This is a genomic window from Chromobacterium sp. Panama, assembly GCF_003052555.1.
GTDB lineage: Bacteria > Pseudomonadota > Gammaproteobacteria > Burkholderiales > Chromobacteriaceae > Chromobacterium.
The window spans coordinates 2,639,752-2,656,223 of the sequence record NZ_QARX01000001.1 but is presented as its reverse complement, the minus strand read 5'-3'; the positions used below and the strand labels follow the sequence as shown (position 1 = coordinate 2,656,223).

13 protein-coding genes are annotated in these 16,472 nt (G+C 62.3%); 11 read left to right on the top strand and 2 right to left on the bottom strand.

Annotated features, from left to right (window positions below):
- Positions 1-568 precede the first annotated feature (568 nt).
- The 6 genes from DB032_RS11890 (at position 569) to DB032_RS11865 (ending at position 6,924) form a co-directional block, all read left to right on the top strand.
- Entirely contained in the window at positions 569-919 is a 351-nt protein-coding gene (locus DB032_RS11890) for a hypothetical protein (protein ID WP_146176655.1), read from the top strand.
- Between the two features lie 356 nt (positions 920-1,275).
- On the top strand, positions 1,276-1,803 hold the full coding sequence (locus tag DB032_RS11885; protein ID WP_107799677.1) for a fimbrial protein: 528 nt from the start codon (positions 1,276-1,278) through the stop codon (positions 1,801-1,803).
- 311 nt (positions 1,804-2,114) lie between these two features.
- Positions 2,115-4,538 (top strand): fimbria/pilus outer membrane usher protein, encoded by a 2,424-nt coding sequence (locus DB032_RS11880; RefSeq protein WP_107799676.1) that lies wholly within the window; start codon positions 2,115-2,117, stop codon positions 4,536-4,538.
- Positions 4,539-4,554: 16 nt separating this feature from the next.
- A complete protein-coding gene (locus tag DB032_RS11875; protein ID WP_107799675.1) occupies positions 4,555-5,289 on the top strand; it encodes a molecular chaperone in 735 nt (244 codons plus the stop codon).
- 30 nt (positions 5,290-5,319) lie between these two features.
- Complete coding sequence (locus tag DB032_RS11870; protein ID WP_082158901.1) at positions 5,320-6,333, top strand: fimbrial protein; 1,014 nt, start codon at positions 5,320-5,322, stop codon at positions 6,331-6,333.
- A gap of 63 nt (positions 6,334-6,396) precedes the next feature.
- A complete protein-coding gene (locus DB032_RS11865; protein WP_081550751.1) occupies positions 6,397-6,924 on the top strand; it encodes a fimbrial protein in 528 nt (175 codons plus the stop codon).
- A gap of 67 nt (positions 6,925-6,991) precedes the next feature.
- Here the strand turns inward: DB032_RS11865 and DB032_RS11860 are convergent, their stop codons facing one another.
- On the bottom strand, positions 6,992-7,861 hold the full coding sequence (locus DB032_RS11860; protein ID WP_107799674.1) for a serine hydrolase: 870 nt from the start codon (positions 7,859-7,861) through the stop codon (positions 6,992-6,994).
- 223 nt (positions 7,862-8,084) lie between these two features.
- Between DB032_RS11860 and uvrB the strand changes: the two genes are divergently transcribed.
- Positions 8,085-10,097 carry an excinuclease ABC subunit UvrB gene (uvrB, locus tag DB032_RS11855; protein ID WP_107799673.1) on the top strand — a complete coding sequence of 671 codons (2,013 nt, stop codon included), beginning with the start codon at positions 8,085-8,087 and terminating at the stop codon, positions 10,095-10,097.
- A 133-nt stretch (positions 10,098-10,230) separates the two neighbouring features.
- On the opposite strand, the gene DB032_RS11850 is transcribed toward uvrB, so the two are convergent.
- Positions 10,231-11,199 carry a bile acid:sodium symporter family protein gene (locus DB032_RS11850; RefSeq protein ID WP_107799672.1) on the bottom strand — a complete coding sequence of 323 codons (969 nt, stop codon included), beginning with the start codon at positions 11,197-11,199 and terminating at the stop codon, positions 10,231-10,233.
- A 95-nt stretch (positions 11,200-11,294) separates the two neighbouring features.
- On the opposite strand from DB032_RS11850, the gene DB032_RS11845 reads away from it, so the two are divergent.
- From DB032_RS11845 to DB032_RS11830, 4 genes are all read left to right on the top strand, one after another.
- Positions 11,295-12,218, top strand: a complete 924-nt coding sequence (locus DB032_RS11845; protein WP_107799671.1) for a LysR family transcriptional regulator — start codon at positions 11,295-11,297, stop codon at positions 12,216-12,218.
- Positions 12,219-12,402: 184 nt separating this feature from the next.
- On the top strand, positions 12,403-13,620 hold the full coding sequence (locus tag DB032_RS11840; protein ID WP_158274295.1) for an EAL domain-containing protein: 1,218 nt from the start codon (positions 12,403-12,405) through the stop codon (positions 13,618-13,620).
- Between the two features lie 11 nt (positions 13,621-13,631).
- Positions 13,632-14,141 (top strand): molybdopterin-dependent oxidoreductase, encoded by a 510-nt coding sequence (locus DB032_RS11835; RefSeq protein ID WP_107799669.1) that lies wholly within the window; start codon positions 13,632-13,634, stop codon positions 14,139-14,141.
- 5 nt (positions 14,142-14,146) lie between these two features.
- The gene (locus DB032_RS11830) at positions 14,147-16,372 is read left to right on the top strand and encodes an ATP-binding protein (protein WP_107799668.1); all 2,226 of its coding nucleotides are present in this window, start codon (positions 14,147-14,149) and stop codon (positions 16,370-16,372) included.
- The last annotated feature ends 100 nt before the right edge of the window (positions 16,373-16,472 follow it).

Here is a 16,472-nt window from a genome sequence, read left to right as displayed (position 1 = left end):
TTTCGCCTTGTCTCGCCCTTGCTCGCGAGACATTGAACAGGCTCTTAGAACCTGTTCAATGTCTGCTGCGCTTCGTGAGGCGTGGCGCAGTGAGTACCGCTTCAGCCTGCTCATACGCCACGCCAACATTCCTCTTTCTCAGCCGTTTTCGTCTTGATCTCGCCCTTGTTCGCGGGGCATAGAACAGATGCTTATCAGGTTTCATCCTCGCCGGCGCTCAGGCCGGCGGAGCCAAGGGACGGCTAGCCGTCCCTTTTTTTGTCGCCGTCCGTCGGGCGGCCGGCCATGCCGGCCAAGGAGGGTGGGCGGCCGCGCTTAGTTTGTGCCATAACGATAATCAGACGGCGTCATTTAGAGTTATTAAGCACTTTCTGCATAAACAAGCATTTATTAGTAAGAAACACTTATTTCTAAAACAAAATAATTTGTAATAAAAACTATCAAATAGCCCTTTCAATTTAAATGCCACTTGTACTAGAATGCAATTGAACTGGTTGAGCTTACAAAAAAAGCCGAAACCTAAAAGTTATTGCTTACTAATTGCGGGATTTGGAAAGGAAGGTCGAAAATGAAACGTCTGCACGCACTTGGACTGGCAGCCCTGCTTTCCGCTCTTTCTACCGCAGCAATGGCTCAAGGCGGCCAAGTCCATTTCTACGGCGCCATCGTTGAAGGCGGCTGCAGCGCCCAAACTCACGAAGTGGCCAGCGCCGACGCGGCCCGCGCCAAGCCGGCTCTCGAACTCAATCAATGCGCCAGCCCGGCCAAGCTGACGCTGGATAGCGAAGCCGCGGCCCAGCAAGGCAAGATCGCCAGCCTGAACGTGCGCAAAGGCGAGAACCAGTTCAGCAGCCGTGATTTGCTGCGGAGCGCCACCGCCCGGGCCGGCGCGGTGAATCTGGTGGTCAATTACTTCTGATCGCAGTCCAAATCTGCTCAATAAATCAGCAAAAAACCCATTCAGCATTGACTGAGTGGGTTTTCTTTATTTGAAGTGTTGTTTTATTGCAAATATCGCTCAATCCTTAACAAACCCCTGAAATAAAACAAATATTCAAGATTGATTCATCAAATCGTTTAAAGTCGGCGAGGCGGGTTTTTGCATAGATTTTAAAGAAAAAATTTAATATGAAACAAAAAAATCTACGCAATGGTTCCGCTTGCTACTATGCGTCTGCGTTCCAGTACTGCAGGTCAGCACTGGCGGATGGTCCGCGACGCGGCATGCGAGGCTGCTGTGCGGTTTGAGAATGATTACCCTAGTCGGAGTCAAGAATGAAAAAATTTGTATTTGCTGGTTCCCTGATGGCTGTTGCCGCTTCCTCCATTTTCGCCGCCGCCGGCACCCTGGATGTTAAGGGCGAAATCGTTACCGCAGCTTGCGGCCTGGATTCCAAGAGCGTGAACCTGGAAGTGGGTCTGGGCAAAGTGCCGACCCATGTATTCAAGAAAGTGGGCGACCGTTCGGCTCCGACCCCGTTCCAAATGACCCTGACCGACTGCACCACCACCACGCTGAAGACCGTGGCTGTGATGTTCTCCGGCACCGCTGGCTCCAACAACGAACTGATGGCTCTGAAGAGCGGCGGCGCCAAAGGCGTGGGCGTTCGTCTGGTGAACACCAACAACGGCGACCAGATCAAGCTGAACCAGTACGGCACCGCCCTGAACCTGGTTGACGGCAACAACACCCTGAACTTCAGCGCTGCATACGAAGCCGACGGCGCCAAAGCCGGCGACGCCGTAACCGTGACCCCGGGTCAAGCGGATGCCTTCGCCGTATTCGATCTGCAGTACAAGTAATCCGCAGTTCGATTCAATAACGGAACCAAGCAAGGTTCCGGCTCCTGTTTCCTTGTGCCCTGAAGGTCTCATCGCTTAGGCGATGGTCTGGCCTGGTTTGTCCGCTGTCAGCAATGAGTAGTCTGCAAACCAGGGCATGAGGATAGTCATCTGCAAGCATTCCCCCAAGGCATACCCCTGCGCCTGACAAGCGGCGCGGCTTCGTTATTGCCTGACGGGACAGATTCAAGGCCGGCGCGCTTCGACGCGACGGCGTGTTTTGGGCCAGGCTGCCGCAGGCGGCGCGCACTTAAATCGGGATATCGGCAGGCATGAACAAGCATCGCATTTACATTGTGGCAGTGGCGCTGACGCTGGGCCCTTGCATTGCGCATGCGGTGGAGTTCAACGACGCCTTTTTGCAGCTGGACCCGAGCAGCAGCGTGAGCCTGGAGCAGTTCGAGCAGGCCGGTTATATCGTGCCGGGCCGCTATATCGCCGATGTGTATCTGAACCAGCGCTTTTTGCAGCAGCTGGAACTGGATTTCCGCCCGGAAGGCGCGGATCAGACCGTGCGCCCGTGTTTGCCGCCGGATTTGATCCGCCAGCTGGGCCTGCGCTCCGGCATCGTCTGGCCGCAGAACGAGCAGTGCGTCGATTTGTCGGCGGTCAGCGCCGCAAAAGTACGCTACAGCAAGAGCAGCGCGCGCCTGGACATCTCGGTGCCGCAGGCGGAACTGGCGTATCGCGATGAAGACTACGCGCCGCCGGAGACCTGGAACGACGGCGTGCCGGCCGCGATGCTGGATTACCGCGTATTCTATCAGCGCACCGACAACGGTCTTGGCGCCAGCAGCAGCAAGACCACCAGTTACGGCGTGGCCGGCGCCAACGCCGGCCCCTGGAGGCTGCGCTCCAATTACCAGTACGACGACAGCGCGACTAACCGCAGCCGTCTGAGCTGGAACAATACCCAGGTGTATCGCGATCTGCGCGGCATGCAGGCGCGTCTGACCCTGGGCGAAGTCTTCAAGACTTCCGAGATTTTCGACGCCTTCTCCATGCGCGGCGCCACGCTGAACAGCGACGACCGCATGATCCCGCAAAGCCTGCGCGGCTACGCGCCGCAGGTCAACGGCGTGGCCAAGACCAACGCCAAGGTGACCATCCGCAATCAAGGGCGGGTGCTGTACACCACCAATGTGCCGCCGGGCCCGTTTTCCATCCGCGATCTGAACAGCAGCACGCAAGGGCAGCTGGATGTGACCGTGGAGGAGGCGGACGGCAGCCAGCAGACCTTCACCGTCAATACCGCCTCGGTGCCCTTCCTGACGCGCAACGGCATGTGGCGTTACAAGGCGGCCATCGGCCAGGCGGATCAGAACGGCAGCGCGTCGCACCCGAACGTGGCCAGCGCCGAGGCGTCTTACGGCCTGACGCAGACCTTGTCGCTGTACAGCGGCTTCATCGCGTCCGCCGACTACCGTTCGCTGGCGATGGGCTTCGCCAAGGATCTCGGCAACTGGGGCGCTTTGTCCGCCGACGTGACCCAGGCCAACGCCCAATTGCGCGGCGGCCTGAACATGGCCGGCCGTTCTTACCGTTTCAACTACGCCAAGAAGTTTGAAAGCCTGGACGCGGACATCCGTCTGTTCGGCTACCGCTTCTCGGACCGCAACTTCCGTTCCTTCGGCCAATTCCTCAGCGATCTGGACGGCCAGAACTATATCAGCGACAAACAGCGGGTGGGCATGACCGCCAGCAAGACTTTCGGCCAGACTAATGTGTTTCTGTCGGCTGAAAAGTCCACTTATTGGAACGCCACCGCCACCCAGCGCGTGGATCTGTCGCTGAGCCGCGACGTCAATATCGGTTCCTTGCGCAACGTCAGCCTCAATCTGTCGGTGCAGAACCTGCGCGACCAGACCGGCAGCAGCAACCGCGTCTACCTGGGTTTGAGCATGCCGCTGGAGAACAACCGCCGCATCGGCTATGACGTGCAGGGCAGCGCCGGCAACACCAATCACACCGTCCGTTACTCGGACAGCAGCAACCCCAACCACAGCTACAACGTGGCGATGAGCGCGGACACCCGTTCCGGCAAGCCCTTGGTGTCCGGCGACTATCATTACACCGGCCGCGTCATGCAGGCCGACGTCTCGGCCAGCAAGCAGCAGGGCGGTTACAGCAGCCTGTCCGCGGGCTTGGGCAGCTCGCTGGTGCTGCACGCCGGGGGCCTGACCATGGGCAATAGCTACGGCGGCGAAACCCGCATGCTGGTGGACACCGACGGCGTGGCCGGCGTGCCGGTCTACGGCGTGTCGGCGCAGACCGACCGCAACGGCTACGCGATGCTGAGCAGCGTGGCGCCGTATTACAGCCAGGACGTGCGCCTGGACGACGACAATATGCCGGATTCGGTGGAGGCCAGTTCCGCGGTGCGCCGTGTGGTGTTGACCGAAGGCGCGGTGGGGCGCACCGAGTTCCCGGTCAAGGTCGGACGCAAGGCCTTGCTGACGGTGCGGCTGCCGGATGGCAAAATGCCGCCTTTGGGCGCCACCGTCAGCGACGTGGCCGGCAAGCGCGACGTCGGCATGGTGGGCGACGGCGGTCTGACCTTCGTCACCGGCTTGAGCCCGACGCCCAAGCTGGAAATCTCCTGGGGCAAGACGCGTTGCCGCGTGGACCCGCTGCCGGCCGATTACGAGCTGAGCCAGGGCAGTCGCGACATGGTGTGCGCGCCTCTCGCAGAATAAAGAATAAGGAATCGATATGAAAACGTTTCATCGCGCACTGGGGTTGGCGGGCGTGCTGGCCGCGCTGACCGCGCCGCTGGCGGCGCAGGCCAACATCCTGCTGGACCGCACCCGGATGATTTATCTGGAGCAGGACAAGAACGTCAGCATGGTGCTGAGCAACAAGAACCCGGAGCAACCTTATCTGGTTCAATCCTGGCTCAGCGACGGCGAGGGCAAGCGCCTGGCTTCCCCCTTCCTGGTGTTGCCGCCGCTGCAACGCATCGAGGCCGGCGAGAAGGGCGTGGTGCGCTTGAGCCGCATTCCCGACCCCAGCCTGCCGTCCGATCGGGAGTCGCTGTTTTATCTGAACGTGCAGGAAGTCCCGCCCAAGAGCGATAAGGACAATGTGCTGCAACTGGCGATCAAGTCGCGCATCAAGGTGTTCTACCGTCCCAAGGAAGCGCAATTGCCGCGCGGCGAAAACCCGGCCAACAAGCTGCAGCTGAGCTTCGACGCCGCCGCCGGCAAGCTGGTGTTCAAGAACCCCAGCCCCTATCACCTGACCCTGGTGGGCTTGGAACTGCCGGGCGACAAGAAGCCGCGCGATATGGATGGCCTGATGGTGCCGCCCAAGGGCGAGGCCCGTTTTGCGCTGAAGGCGCTGCCGGTCAGTCTGAAGCTGAGCAATATCAATGATTTCGGCGCTCAGGACACCTTTACCTTCGTTTGCGCGGACGGCCAGTGCCAGTACCGCGAAGACAAGAAATAATTCCGCAGGCGCACAGCGCAGGGAGAGCCCATGTTGAATCGTCGTTTGCCGCGTTTGCTATTGATGGCCGCGCTGGCCATGCTGCCGGCCTTGAGCCACGCTTTGGCGTGCAAGGAAGGGGGGCGCAATGGCAGCGTGATGATTACCGAGGACATAGGCTCCACGGTGGCGGTGCCCATCACCCTGCCAAGCGGCGAGATCATCTGGCACTCCTCGGTGCGCACGGTCAATGTCTCTTGCTACAAAGACCATAATGGCTTGCGGGAGGCGGAGGAGGTGTTCTTCTATCCTAACCCGCGCAAGGACAGTTCTCCGCAGGGGGTGCAGTTTGGCGTGATGTATAACGGGCGCCCCAATTTCGACCCCAATCTGCGGATTGCGACGGGTCAGGTCATTCCGAAGTGCCCGTCCAATATCGCATTGAATCAGTGCCCGACAACGGATTTTTCCTTGAGCTTCCAGGTGGTGATCGCCACCAAGACGCCGTATCCCGGCAATGGGAGCGTCGGCAAGTCGCAGTTTGAAGTCTTGCAGTTCGACGGGGTCGGCGGGATCAACGACATCAAGGGCAGCAATCTGGTTTACAAGGTGACCGGGCTGGACAAGATCCGTTTCATCCAGTGCGCGGTGAAGGTCAGCCTGAATCCGGCCAGCAATGCTTTGGACTTCGGCAAAATCGCCAAAACCGTCAAGGGGCTCAACCCGGCGGTGCCGCGCAGGGACTTTGCCCTGAAGCTTGAGAAAACCTGCGACGATCCGGTCAAGGTCAACGGCTATTTCCGCGGCATCAACGGCAAGGCGGATACCTATACCGCCACTTTGGTGAAAAAGAAGGACAACTCGGATAGCGGGCTTGGCTTGCAACTGTTTTACGGCGACGGACGCCAGCTGCGGCTGGAGCAGTCGGAGTTCCTGGCGGAGTTTTTCAAGGGCGACCGTCAGAAAACCGTGCCGATGTTCGCCACCATCGTCCCCACCAATATGGGCAAGGTGGAAGAAGGCCCGTTCCAGGGCACGGTCAATATCGATCTGGATTATATCTGAGCGGCTCGAGCCCTCTGGTAGGGTGGCGAGACGGCGAACTGAATTGGCGTAAGGAGTGGAGCAATGAAATTCAAGGCGATGGTGCTGGCTTTGGCGCTGGCGGCGCCGTTGGCGCAGGCGGCGGACGGCACCTTGAACGTTTTCGGCGAACTGGTGTTGAGCGCCTGCGGTCTGGATCCCAACTCGCAGAGCCTGGAAGTGGGCATGGGTCTGGTGTCCTCGCAGATGTTCCGCAAGATCGGCGACCGTTCCCGCCCGGTGTCCTTCGATATCCGGCTGACCGAGTGCTCCATCGACACCATGACCACGGTGGCGGTGCGTTTCAACGGAGAGGCCGACCGCGACAACGGCGAACTGATGGCGATCAACGGCAGCGCCGCCGGTGTGGGCATCCGCCTGATGGGACCGGGCGGCGGCGACATCGTGCTGGGTCAGTATTCGCCGCTGGTGGGCTTGACCAACGGCAGCAACACCCTGCGTTTCAACGCGATGTACGAATCCACCCGCGCGCCGGTGCCGCAAGGGCAGGAGGGCGGCATCAAGCCGGGTTCGGCCAACGGCCTGGCTCAGTTCGACTTGCGCTATATGTAAGCGTATGCATGAAAACGGCCCTTCCGCCATATGACGGAAGGGCCGTTTTCGTTTGGAGGCGGCGGACTCAGCCGGCCAGCCAGCTGCCGGGATGCGCCTCCAGCCAGGTTTTGATGCTCCTGGCGTCGTTGACGCGGGCGGCGCTGCCGCCGGCGGCCAGCAACACGATGATCAAGGGCTGGGAGCCCACGGTGGCCTGCAACACCATGCAGCGGCCGGCCTCCTGGATGTAGCCGGTTTTTTGCAGGGAAATCTCCCAGTCGCCTTCGCGCACCAGCGCGTTGCTGTTCTTGTATTGCAGCACGCGGCGGCTCACCGATTGAATCTGGTGCTTCTCCGTGGTGGTGAAGGCGCGGATCAGCGGATAGCCGTGCGCGGCGCGGACCATGCGGGCCAGGTCGGCGGCGGTGGAGGTGTTGCGCATGTCCAGACCGGTGGCGTCGTAAAAGATGGTCTCGCTCATGCCCAGGCTGCGGGCCTTGCGGTTCATGCGTTCCACGAAGGTGGCGCTGCCGCCCGGCAAAGCGGTGCGGGCCAGCGTGGCGGCGGCGCGGTTTTCCGACGACATCAGCGCCAGCAGCAGCATTTCCTTGCGGCTGAGGGTGGTGCCCACCGCCAGGCGCGAGGAGGTGTTTTTCACCCGGTCTATCTCGGCGTCGGATACCGTCACCTCCTGATCCAGCGAGGCGCCGGAATCCAGCAGCACCATGGCCGTCATCAATTTGGTGATGGAGGCGATGGGCATGCGTTGGTGGATGTTCTTTTGGTACAAGGGTTCGCCGGTGATGCCGTTGAGCACCAATACCGAATGCGAATTCAGCCGCGGAACGGATAGGTCGGCCATCTGCGAGGCCACCATCACGCTGGACGGCGCACCTGCCAGCACCGGCATGGCTAACGCCGCGGATACCAGCAGGCTTGCAATTTTCTTGATCATGCTTCACTCCAGGGAGAGCGGATATTAACGAATCTCGGACCGAAAAATAGGCTCGCGGCGTTTGCGCCGCAAGCCGTGTTTTATGCTCGGTCTAACTGTATTTTAAACAATGTTTTGACTGTGTATAGCCTGAATCGCAGCTTTTTTATATGCAGGCGCATCGGGGGTGTGAAGCGGGGGCGAACCGCGTAGAATCAGGCTATCTCCTCCGATGTCTCGACCCATGCTGCGCACCTATCCCAACAGTCCGTTCAAACTGCATCAACCATTCGAACCGGCCGGCGATCAGCCCGGCGCCATTGTCCAATTGCTGGAAGGGCTGGGCGACGGCCTGTCCTACCAGACCTTGCTGGGGGTCACGGGTTCCGGCAAAACCTACACCATGGCCAACGTCATCGCCCAAAGCGGACGCCCGGCCATCATCATGGCGCACAACAAAACGCTGGCGGCGCAGCTCTACAGCGAGATGCGCGAGTTCTTTCCGGAAAACGCCGTCGAGTATTTCGTGTCCTACTACGACTACTATCAGCCGGAAGCCTATGTGCCCAGCCGCGATCTTTTCATCGAGAAAGATTCCAGCATCAACGAGCACATCGAGCAGATGCGCTTGTCGGCGACCAAGTCCATTCTGGAACGGCCGGACTGCATCATCGTCGCCACCGTCTCCGCCATTTACGGCATTGGCGACCCCTCCGACTACCATCAGATGATTCTGCATCTGAAGGAAGGGGAGACGCTGGCGCAGCGCGACATCATCAGCCGGCTGGCCACCATGCAGTACGATCGCAACGATATGGATTTCGGCCGCGGCACCTTCCGCGTGCGCGGCGATGTGATCGACATCTATCCGGCGGAAAGCAGCGACACCGCGCTGCGCGTCAGCATGTTCGACGACGAAGTGGAAACGCTGACCCTGTTCGATCCCCTGACCGGCACGACCAAGCAGCGGGTGGGGCGCTTCACGGTGTTTCCCTCCAGCCACTACGTGACGCCGCGCGACACCGTGCTGCGCGCCTGCGAGCACATCAAGGAAGAACTGCGCACGCGCCTGGAGTGGTATCAGAAAGAGGGCAAGCTGGTGGAGGCCCAGCGCCTGGAGCAGCGCACCCGCTTTGACCTGGAAATGCTGTACGAGATGGGCTTTTGCAAAGGCATCGAAAACTATTCCCGGCACTTCTCCGGCCGGGGCCCCGGCGATCCGCCGCCGACGCTGATCGATTACTTGCCCAAGAACGCCTTGATGTTCATCGACGAATCCCATGTCACCGTGCCCCAGGTGGGCGCCATGTACAAGGGCGACGCCGCGCGCAAGGCCAATCTGGTGGAGTACGGCTTCCGCCTGCCGTCGGCCACCGACAACCGGCCGTTGAAATTCCACGAATTCGAATTGCTGATGCCGCAAACCGTGTTCGTGTCCGCCACCCCGGCCAACTACGAGAAAGAACACGCCGGCCAGGTGGTGGAGCAGGTGGTGCGTCCCACCGGCCTGGTGGACCCGGAGATGGAGGTGCGGCCGGTAGCCACCCAGGTGGACGATCTCTTGTCCGAAATCCGTCTGCGCATGGAACGCGGCGAACGGGTGCTGGTGACCACACTGACCAAGCGCATGGCCGAGCAACTGGCCGACTACTATACCGAGCACGGCATCAAGGTGCGCTATCTGCACAGCGACATCGATACCGTGGAGCGGGTGGAAATCCTCCGAGATCTGCGCTTGGGCGTGTTCGACGTGCTGATCGGCATCAATCTGCTGCGCGAAGGCCTGGATATTCCGGAAGTCAGCCTGGTGGCCATCCTGGACGCGGACAAGGAAGGCTTCCTGCGTTCGGACCGTTCGCTGATCCAGACCATAGGCCGCGCCGCGCGCAACCTCAACGGCAGGGCCTTGCTCTACGCGGACCGCATCACCGATTCCATGAAGCGGGCGATGGATGAAACCGAGCGCCGCCGCGCCAAGCAGATGGCTTTCAACGCCGAGCACGGCATCGTGCCCAAGGGCGTGCAGAAGAAGATCAAGGACATCATCGACGGCGTTTACAGCGTGGAGGACGAACGCAAGAAGCTGGTGGACAAGGCCCGCGTGGCGATGTTGGACGAAAAGTCCCTGGCCAAGGAAATCAAGCGTCTGGAGAAGGAAATGATGGAGGCCGCGCGCAATCTGGAGTTCGAAAAGGCGGCCGGCCTGCGCGACCAGCTCAAGCATCTAAAAGAACAGGCCTGGATCAACGAGCTGTAAGAGCCTGTTCATAATCTGCTGCGCTGTGTGAAGCCTTGCACGACGAGTCGCGGGGCTTCCAGCTGACAGGCCCTGCCTTGTCCGGTCTTGTCCGCGAGACGCCCCGCTCGATGCCGAGCGGGGCGTCGTCTTTTCAGCGCGCGTCCTCCGCGTGCCGGCGGCGGTAGCGCTGCGCCAAGGCCGCGCAGGCCATTAGTTGGATCTGATGGAACAGCATCAGCGGCAGCACGATGGAACCCAGCGCCGGCGCGGCGAACAGCACCTTGGCCATGGGCACGCCGCTGGCCAGGCTTTTCTTGGAGCCGCAGAACACGATGGTGATCTGGTCCGCGCGAGAGAAGCCCAGCTTGCGGCTCAGCAAGAGGGTGATGGCCAGCAGCAGGCCCAGCAAGACCAGATTGACCAGCAGCAGCGCGGCCAGCGCCTGCGGCGGCGTTTGTCGCCACAGACCGCTGATCACCGCGGCGCTGAAGGCGGTATAGACCACCAGCAGAATGGAGCCCTGATCGACATAGCGCAGCAAGCCCTTGTTGCGGTCCACCCAACCGCCTATCCAGCGACGGGCGATCTGGCCGGCGATGAAGGGCAGCAGCAACTGCATCACGATGTCCAGCACCGGCCCCCAGCCCTGGTCGGCGCCGTGGTGCTTGACCACCAGCAGGCTGACCAGGAGCGGCGTGATGAAGATGCCCAGGATGTTGGAAGCGGTGGCGCTGCAAATGGCGGCCGGCACATTGCCTTGCGCCATGGAGGTGAAGGCGATGGACGATTGCACGGTGGAAGGCAGCATGCACAGATAGAGGACGCCGAGATAGAGTTCCGGCGTCAGCAGGGGCTGCAAGACGGGCCGCAAGGCCAGGCCGAGCGCGGGGAAGAGCAGGAAGGTGCAGCTCAGCACCACCAGGTGCAGCCGCCAATGCGCGGCGCCGGCCAGCACCGCCTCGCGTGACAGTTTGGCGCCGTGCAGAAAGAACAACAGCGCAATCGCCAGATTGGTGACGAGGTTGAAGGCGGCGGCGACATCGCCGGAGCAGGGCAGCGCGGTGGCCAGCGCGACGGTGGCGAGCAGGGACAGCGTGAAGGCGTCGAGTAGTTTGGGCATGGGGCGATGCGGCGATGGCAAGGGATGCCGCTATTGAACCGCAGCTCAATTGAGAATACAAATGCATTTATCTGATCAATTGATGAGTAATTGATATGAATGTGACTTTGCGCCAACTGCGAGTGTTCCAGGCCGTGATCGAGCTGGGCGGCTTCAGCCGCGCCGGCGACGCGCTGGGTCTGACCCAGCCGGCGGTCAGCCGCGCGGTGCGGGAGCTGGAACAGGCACTGGATCTACGCTTGTTCGACCGCACCACGCGCGAGGTGGAGCCCACCGCCGCGGCTCGTCGTTTGCAGGGAAAGCTGACGCGGGTGCTGGAGGCGCTGCAGGACGCGCTGGGCGAAGCCCGGATGGAGGGCGCGCAGGCGCACGGCGTGGTGCGGGTGGCCAGCAGCCCCACCTTGTCGGCCAGCCTGATGCCTTTGTTGATCGCGCGGTGCCGGCAGCGCTATCCGCAGCTGAAGCTGGTGTTGCACGACCAGGTGCAGCGCCTGAACATAGACGCGGTCACGGGCGGACAGGTGGATTTCGGCCTGGTGGTGGAGCCCGACGCGGCCGCGGCGCTGGACAGCGAGCCCCTGCTGGAAGACGACTTCTGGCTGGTGTGCCGCAGCGACCACGCCTTGGCCGGCCAGGACGCGGCGCATTGGTCGCAACTGGACGGCCAGCCGCTGGTCTTGCTGGACCACAGCTCGGGCAGCCGCCGGCTGATAGACGACTTGCTGGCCCGGCACGGCCTGGCCTGCGAAGTGGCGCAGCAATTGGGGCACTCGCAGTCGGTGTTCCGCATGGTGGCGGCCGGCCTGGGCCTCAGCGTCGCGCCGGGACTGGCCATGCCGCCGCCCGCCGGCGGCGGCTTGAGCGTATTGCCCTTGCTGCCGGTGGAGAGGCGCCGCATCGTCTTGATCAAACGGCCCAACCGTTCCTTGTCGCCGCTGGCGCGGAAAGTGTGGCAGCTGGCGCTGGAAATGCGCGAGGAACTGGCCGCCGCGGCACGGCCGGCCGCCTGGGGCGGCTGAGCTCGCCGAGCCGCGCCGGCTGGAAAAGACGAAGGCGGCGGGCTATTTAGATACTACAGGGGCAAAAACGAGATCCGGACCGCCGCGCGGCCAAGCACAGCGCGGCGGGGCGCGGTCGCGGAAGCTCGCAGCCGGCGTCGATAGTGAAAACAGCCAGCACGAGATGGGCTAGATGGGGGAGACGATGCCGCAAATCTTGGTGGTTGACGACGAAGCCGTGTCGCGGCAATTCCTGACCGCGGTATTGCGGCAGCTGGGCATGGGCAAGATTTCCGAGGCGGTCGACGGCCTGGACGCGCTGATGCAGCTGGATGCCGGCGACCGGGCCTTTGATCTGATTTTTTGCGATCTGGACATGCCGCGCATGGACGGCGTCGAGTTCGTGCGTCATTTGGGCGAGAGGGCTTATTGCGGCAAATTGCTGATCACCAGCGGTTTCGACGAAAGAGTGCTGGACAGCGTGGCGGATCTGGCGCGAATGTACGCGCTGCGTTTGTGCGGCGTCTTGCCCAAGCCGGTGGATCCGGAGCAATTGCTGGCGATGCTGGCCGCGCCCGTCGCGCCCGGGGAAGCGGTGTGCCTGCCTTTGGAACGGATCAACAGCGAGGAACTGCGCCTGGGCATAGAGCGCGGCGAGGTGGTGCCGTTTTTTCAGCCGCAGGTGGATGTGGCCAGCGGCCGGGTGTTGAGCGTGGAAGTGCTGGCGCGCTGGCTGCATCCGCAGCTAGGCTTGCTCGGGCCGTTGCAGTTCATCGAACTGGCGGAACAAAGCGGCCTGATCACGCAGATGACCAAGCGTTTGTTCGCGGACGCGTCGCAAGCGCTCAAACGCCTGGACGCGCGGCAGCGTCTGGACATGTCGGTCAATCTTTCCATGCAATCCCTGAAGGACTCCAGTCTGGTGGCTGCTTTGGTCGCGATTGCGAACGAAGCCGATCTTGAGATGTCCCGGGTGACGTTCGAGGTCACGGAAAGCGGCGTGATGGCGGACCCGGCCTCGGCGCTGGAAATCATGACGCGCTTGCGTCTGAAAGGCGCCGGCCTGGCAATTGACGATTTCGGCACCGGCTTCGCCAGCATGGACCGGCTGGCGCGCATCCCGTTCACCGAATTGAAAATCGACAAGGGCTTCGTCATCGACGCCGCGAGCAACGCCACCAACCGCTCCATTTTCCTGGCCAGCGTGGAATTGGGCCGTCGGTTGGGCTTGAAAGTGGTGGCCGAGGGCGTGGCTTCCGAGGCCGAGTGGGGCTTGTGCCAGGCATTCGGCGTATCGGCGGCCCAAGGTTCCCTGATCTCCCCGCCGGTGGACGAGGCCTCCTTCGCCGAGTGGCTGGCGAATTGCGGCGGAGGCGTGCCGCAGTCGGCGCGGGATTGGGTATTCATTGCAGCGCATACCTAAGCGAGAAAACCATGAAACGACTTGGAATCCTGTTGTTGCTGCTCGGCCTGGCCGCCGCGGCGCCCTTGGCCGCGGCGGTCGACGCTTTGGCCAAGCCCGCCGGCAAGGCGGTGCTGGTGATCAGCGGCAACGTCGGCCAAAAAAACCAGGGCGACGTCGCCGCCTTCGACATGGCCATGCTGGCCAAACTGCCTCAGCGCAGTTTCAGCACCCACACGCCGTGGTATCCGGGCTTGACCCGCTTTTCGGGGCCCTTGCTGCGCGACGTGCTGGCCGCCGCCGGCGCCCACGGCAAACTGTTGAAAGCGGTGGCGCTGAACGACTACAAGACCGATATCCCCTTTGACGACGCCAGCCGCTTCGACGTGATCCTGGCGACCCAGATGAACGGCAAACCGATGCCGGTGCGGGAAAAAGGGCCCTTGTTCATCGTCTACCCCTACGATTCGCAAGAAGAGCTGCGTTCGGAGCTGTATTACAACCGTTCCGCCTGGCAACTCAAATCCCTGCAGGTGCATTGAGCGCGATGAAGACGCCGCAGCGAAGCTATTCCGCCTGGCGCAGCCTGATCTTGATCGGGGCGACGCTGGCCTGCGTGTTCGCCGGAGTGGCCTATATCCAGGTGCGGCAGGCGGACATGCTGAACACCGCGGCGCGCTACGAAGGCGACAATATCGTATGGGCCTACTTTCAGCTCGAAACCGAATCGATGCGGCTGCAGACGACGATAGAACATGTGCTGAACCATGAGCAGGACCGGGCCGAACTGCAGGAGCGCTACGACATCTTCGTCAGCCGCGTGGGCGTGGTCGACCACGGCCTGTATTCCAGCCTGCTGGACGGCACCCAGGAATACCAGCAGGCCCGGCCCAAACTGGACGCCTTCATCCGCAAGGCCGACGCCTATTTCGGCCGCCAATCCGGCGCGGAGCTGGAACTGGACGGCCTGCGGCGGCTGGACACCGAACTGGATTTGCTGAGCGGTCCGCTGCACGACCTGTCGCTGGTGGCCAACCAGCGCATGGCGGAACAGGTGGACGCGCGCAATAAAAGCATGCAGCAGCACATCGTGGTCAGCAATTGGCTGATGGCCTTCGAATGGGCGCTGATCCTGGGCTTCGCCACCATCGTGGTGCGGCAGCTGCGGCAACTGGAACGCCGACGCCACGAACTGGAGGAACTGACCGACGTGCTGGAGCAGGCCCGGGTCCAGGCCGAGGCCGGCAGCATGGCGAAAAGCGTGTTTCTCGCCAATATGAGCCATGAAATCCGCACCCCGCTCAACGGCGTGCTGGGCATGCTCTCCTTGCTGGGGGATTGCAATCCCACGCCGGTGCAGGCCGATTACATCAAGACCGCCGAAGAATCCGCCCGCCACCTGATGGCCCTGTTGAACGACGTGCTGGACGCCAGCAAGCTGGAATCGGGCAAGCTCGATCTGCTGCCCACGGTGTGCAATCTGCGGCAACTGCTGCTGCAATGCGAAAGCCTGATGCGCGGACAAGCGGTGTCCAAAGGGCTGGCCATGCGCATGGCGCTGGATTTGAACGTGCCCGAATGGGTGTTGTGCGATCCCACCCGCTTGCGGCAGATCCTGCTCAATCTGCTCAGCAACGCGATCAAGTTCACCGAGATCGGCGCGGTAACCATACAGGCGGAGGCCGCGGAATCGGGCTCGGAAGCCGGCGCCGTGCTGCGGATCACGGTTCGGGACACCGGCATCGGCATGGACGACGCCACGCTGGCGCGCTTGTTCAAGCGTTTCTCCCAGGGCGACAGCTCCACCGTGCGTCAGTACGGCGGCAGCGGCCTGGGGCTGGAGATTTCCCAGAACCTGGCGCAGCTGATGGGCGGCGACATCACCGTGCACAGCGCGCTGGGCGCCGGCAGCGTCTTCGTGCTGTCGCTGCCTTTGCAGGCGATGAACGCGCCGGAGGGCCGGGCCAAGACGGGCTCGGAAGCGGACCCGGCGGGGCTGGAGCGTCAGCTGCGCGTCCTGGTGGTGGACGACAATCCGATCAATCGCAAATACATGCAGGCGATGCTGCAAAAGCAAGGGCATCTGGTCACCGTGATCCAGGACGGCGCGGAAGCCGTGGAGGCGGCCGCCCGGCAGCCCTTCGACTTGGTCTTGATGGACTTGCACATGCCGGCGATGGACGGCATCGAGGCGACCGGGCATTTGCGCGAGCGCGCGATGACGCCGGGGATGAAGATCGTCGCGCTGACGGCGGACGTCCTCGCGGAAACGCGGGACAAGGCTCTGGCCGGCGGCCTGGACGATTTCCTGGCCAAACCGCTGCATGTGACGGAGTTTCACGCCATGCTGGAGCGTCAGTTCGGCAATGGGCCGGCGCGGGAGCCGAACGCCGAGCCCACCTTGCTGCCGGCCTTGCTGGACGTGGCGATGATCGAAAAAATGACCGAAATGCTGACCCTGGAAAAATACCGGGAGCTGGTGGCGCAATTCTTCGCCGGCAAGGTGGGCCGGGTCGACGAGCTGCTGGCCGCCGCGCTGGCCGGTCAGCGAGATCAGGTGCGGCGCCATTCGCACAATCTGAAGGGGGCCGCGCTGACCCTGGGCTTCAGCGCGCTGGGCGGATCCTGCGCCGGGCTGGAGCGCTTGGCGCTGGCGGCGGAGGAGGGCTTGGCCGACGAGGCGGAAAGAGTGGGCCTGCTGTTCGACTCGACGCGCAGCGCCTGCATCGCGGCCGGCTATCTGGCCGGCATGGATTTGCCGGCGCTGCGTTAGCCGCGGGGGCGGAGGGAAAATAGCCGGCGCCTTTCTCGCGGACGCGTAGCCGGCGGCGGAAGTGATAAGATCGGGGCGAGTGGGTGCCTGAATCCCATAC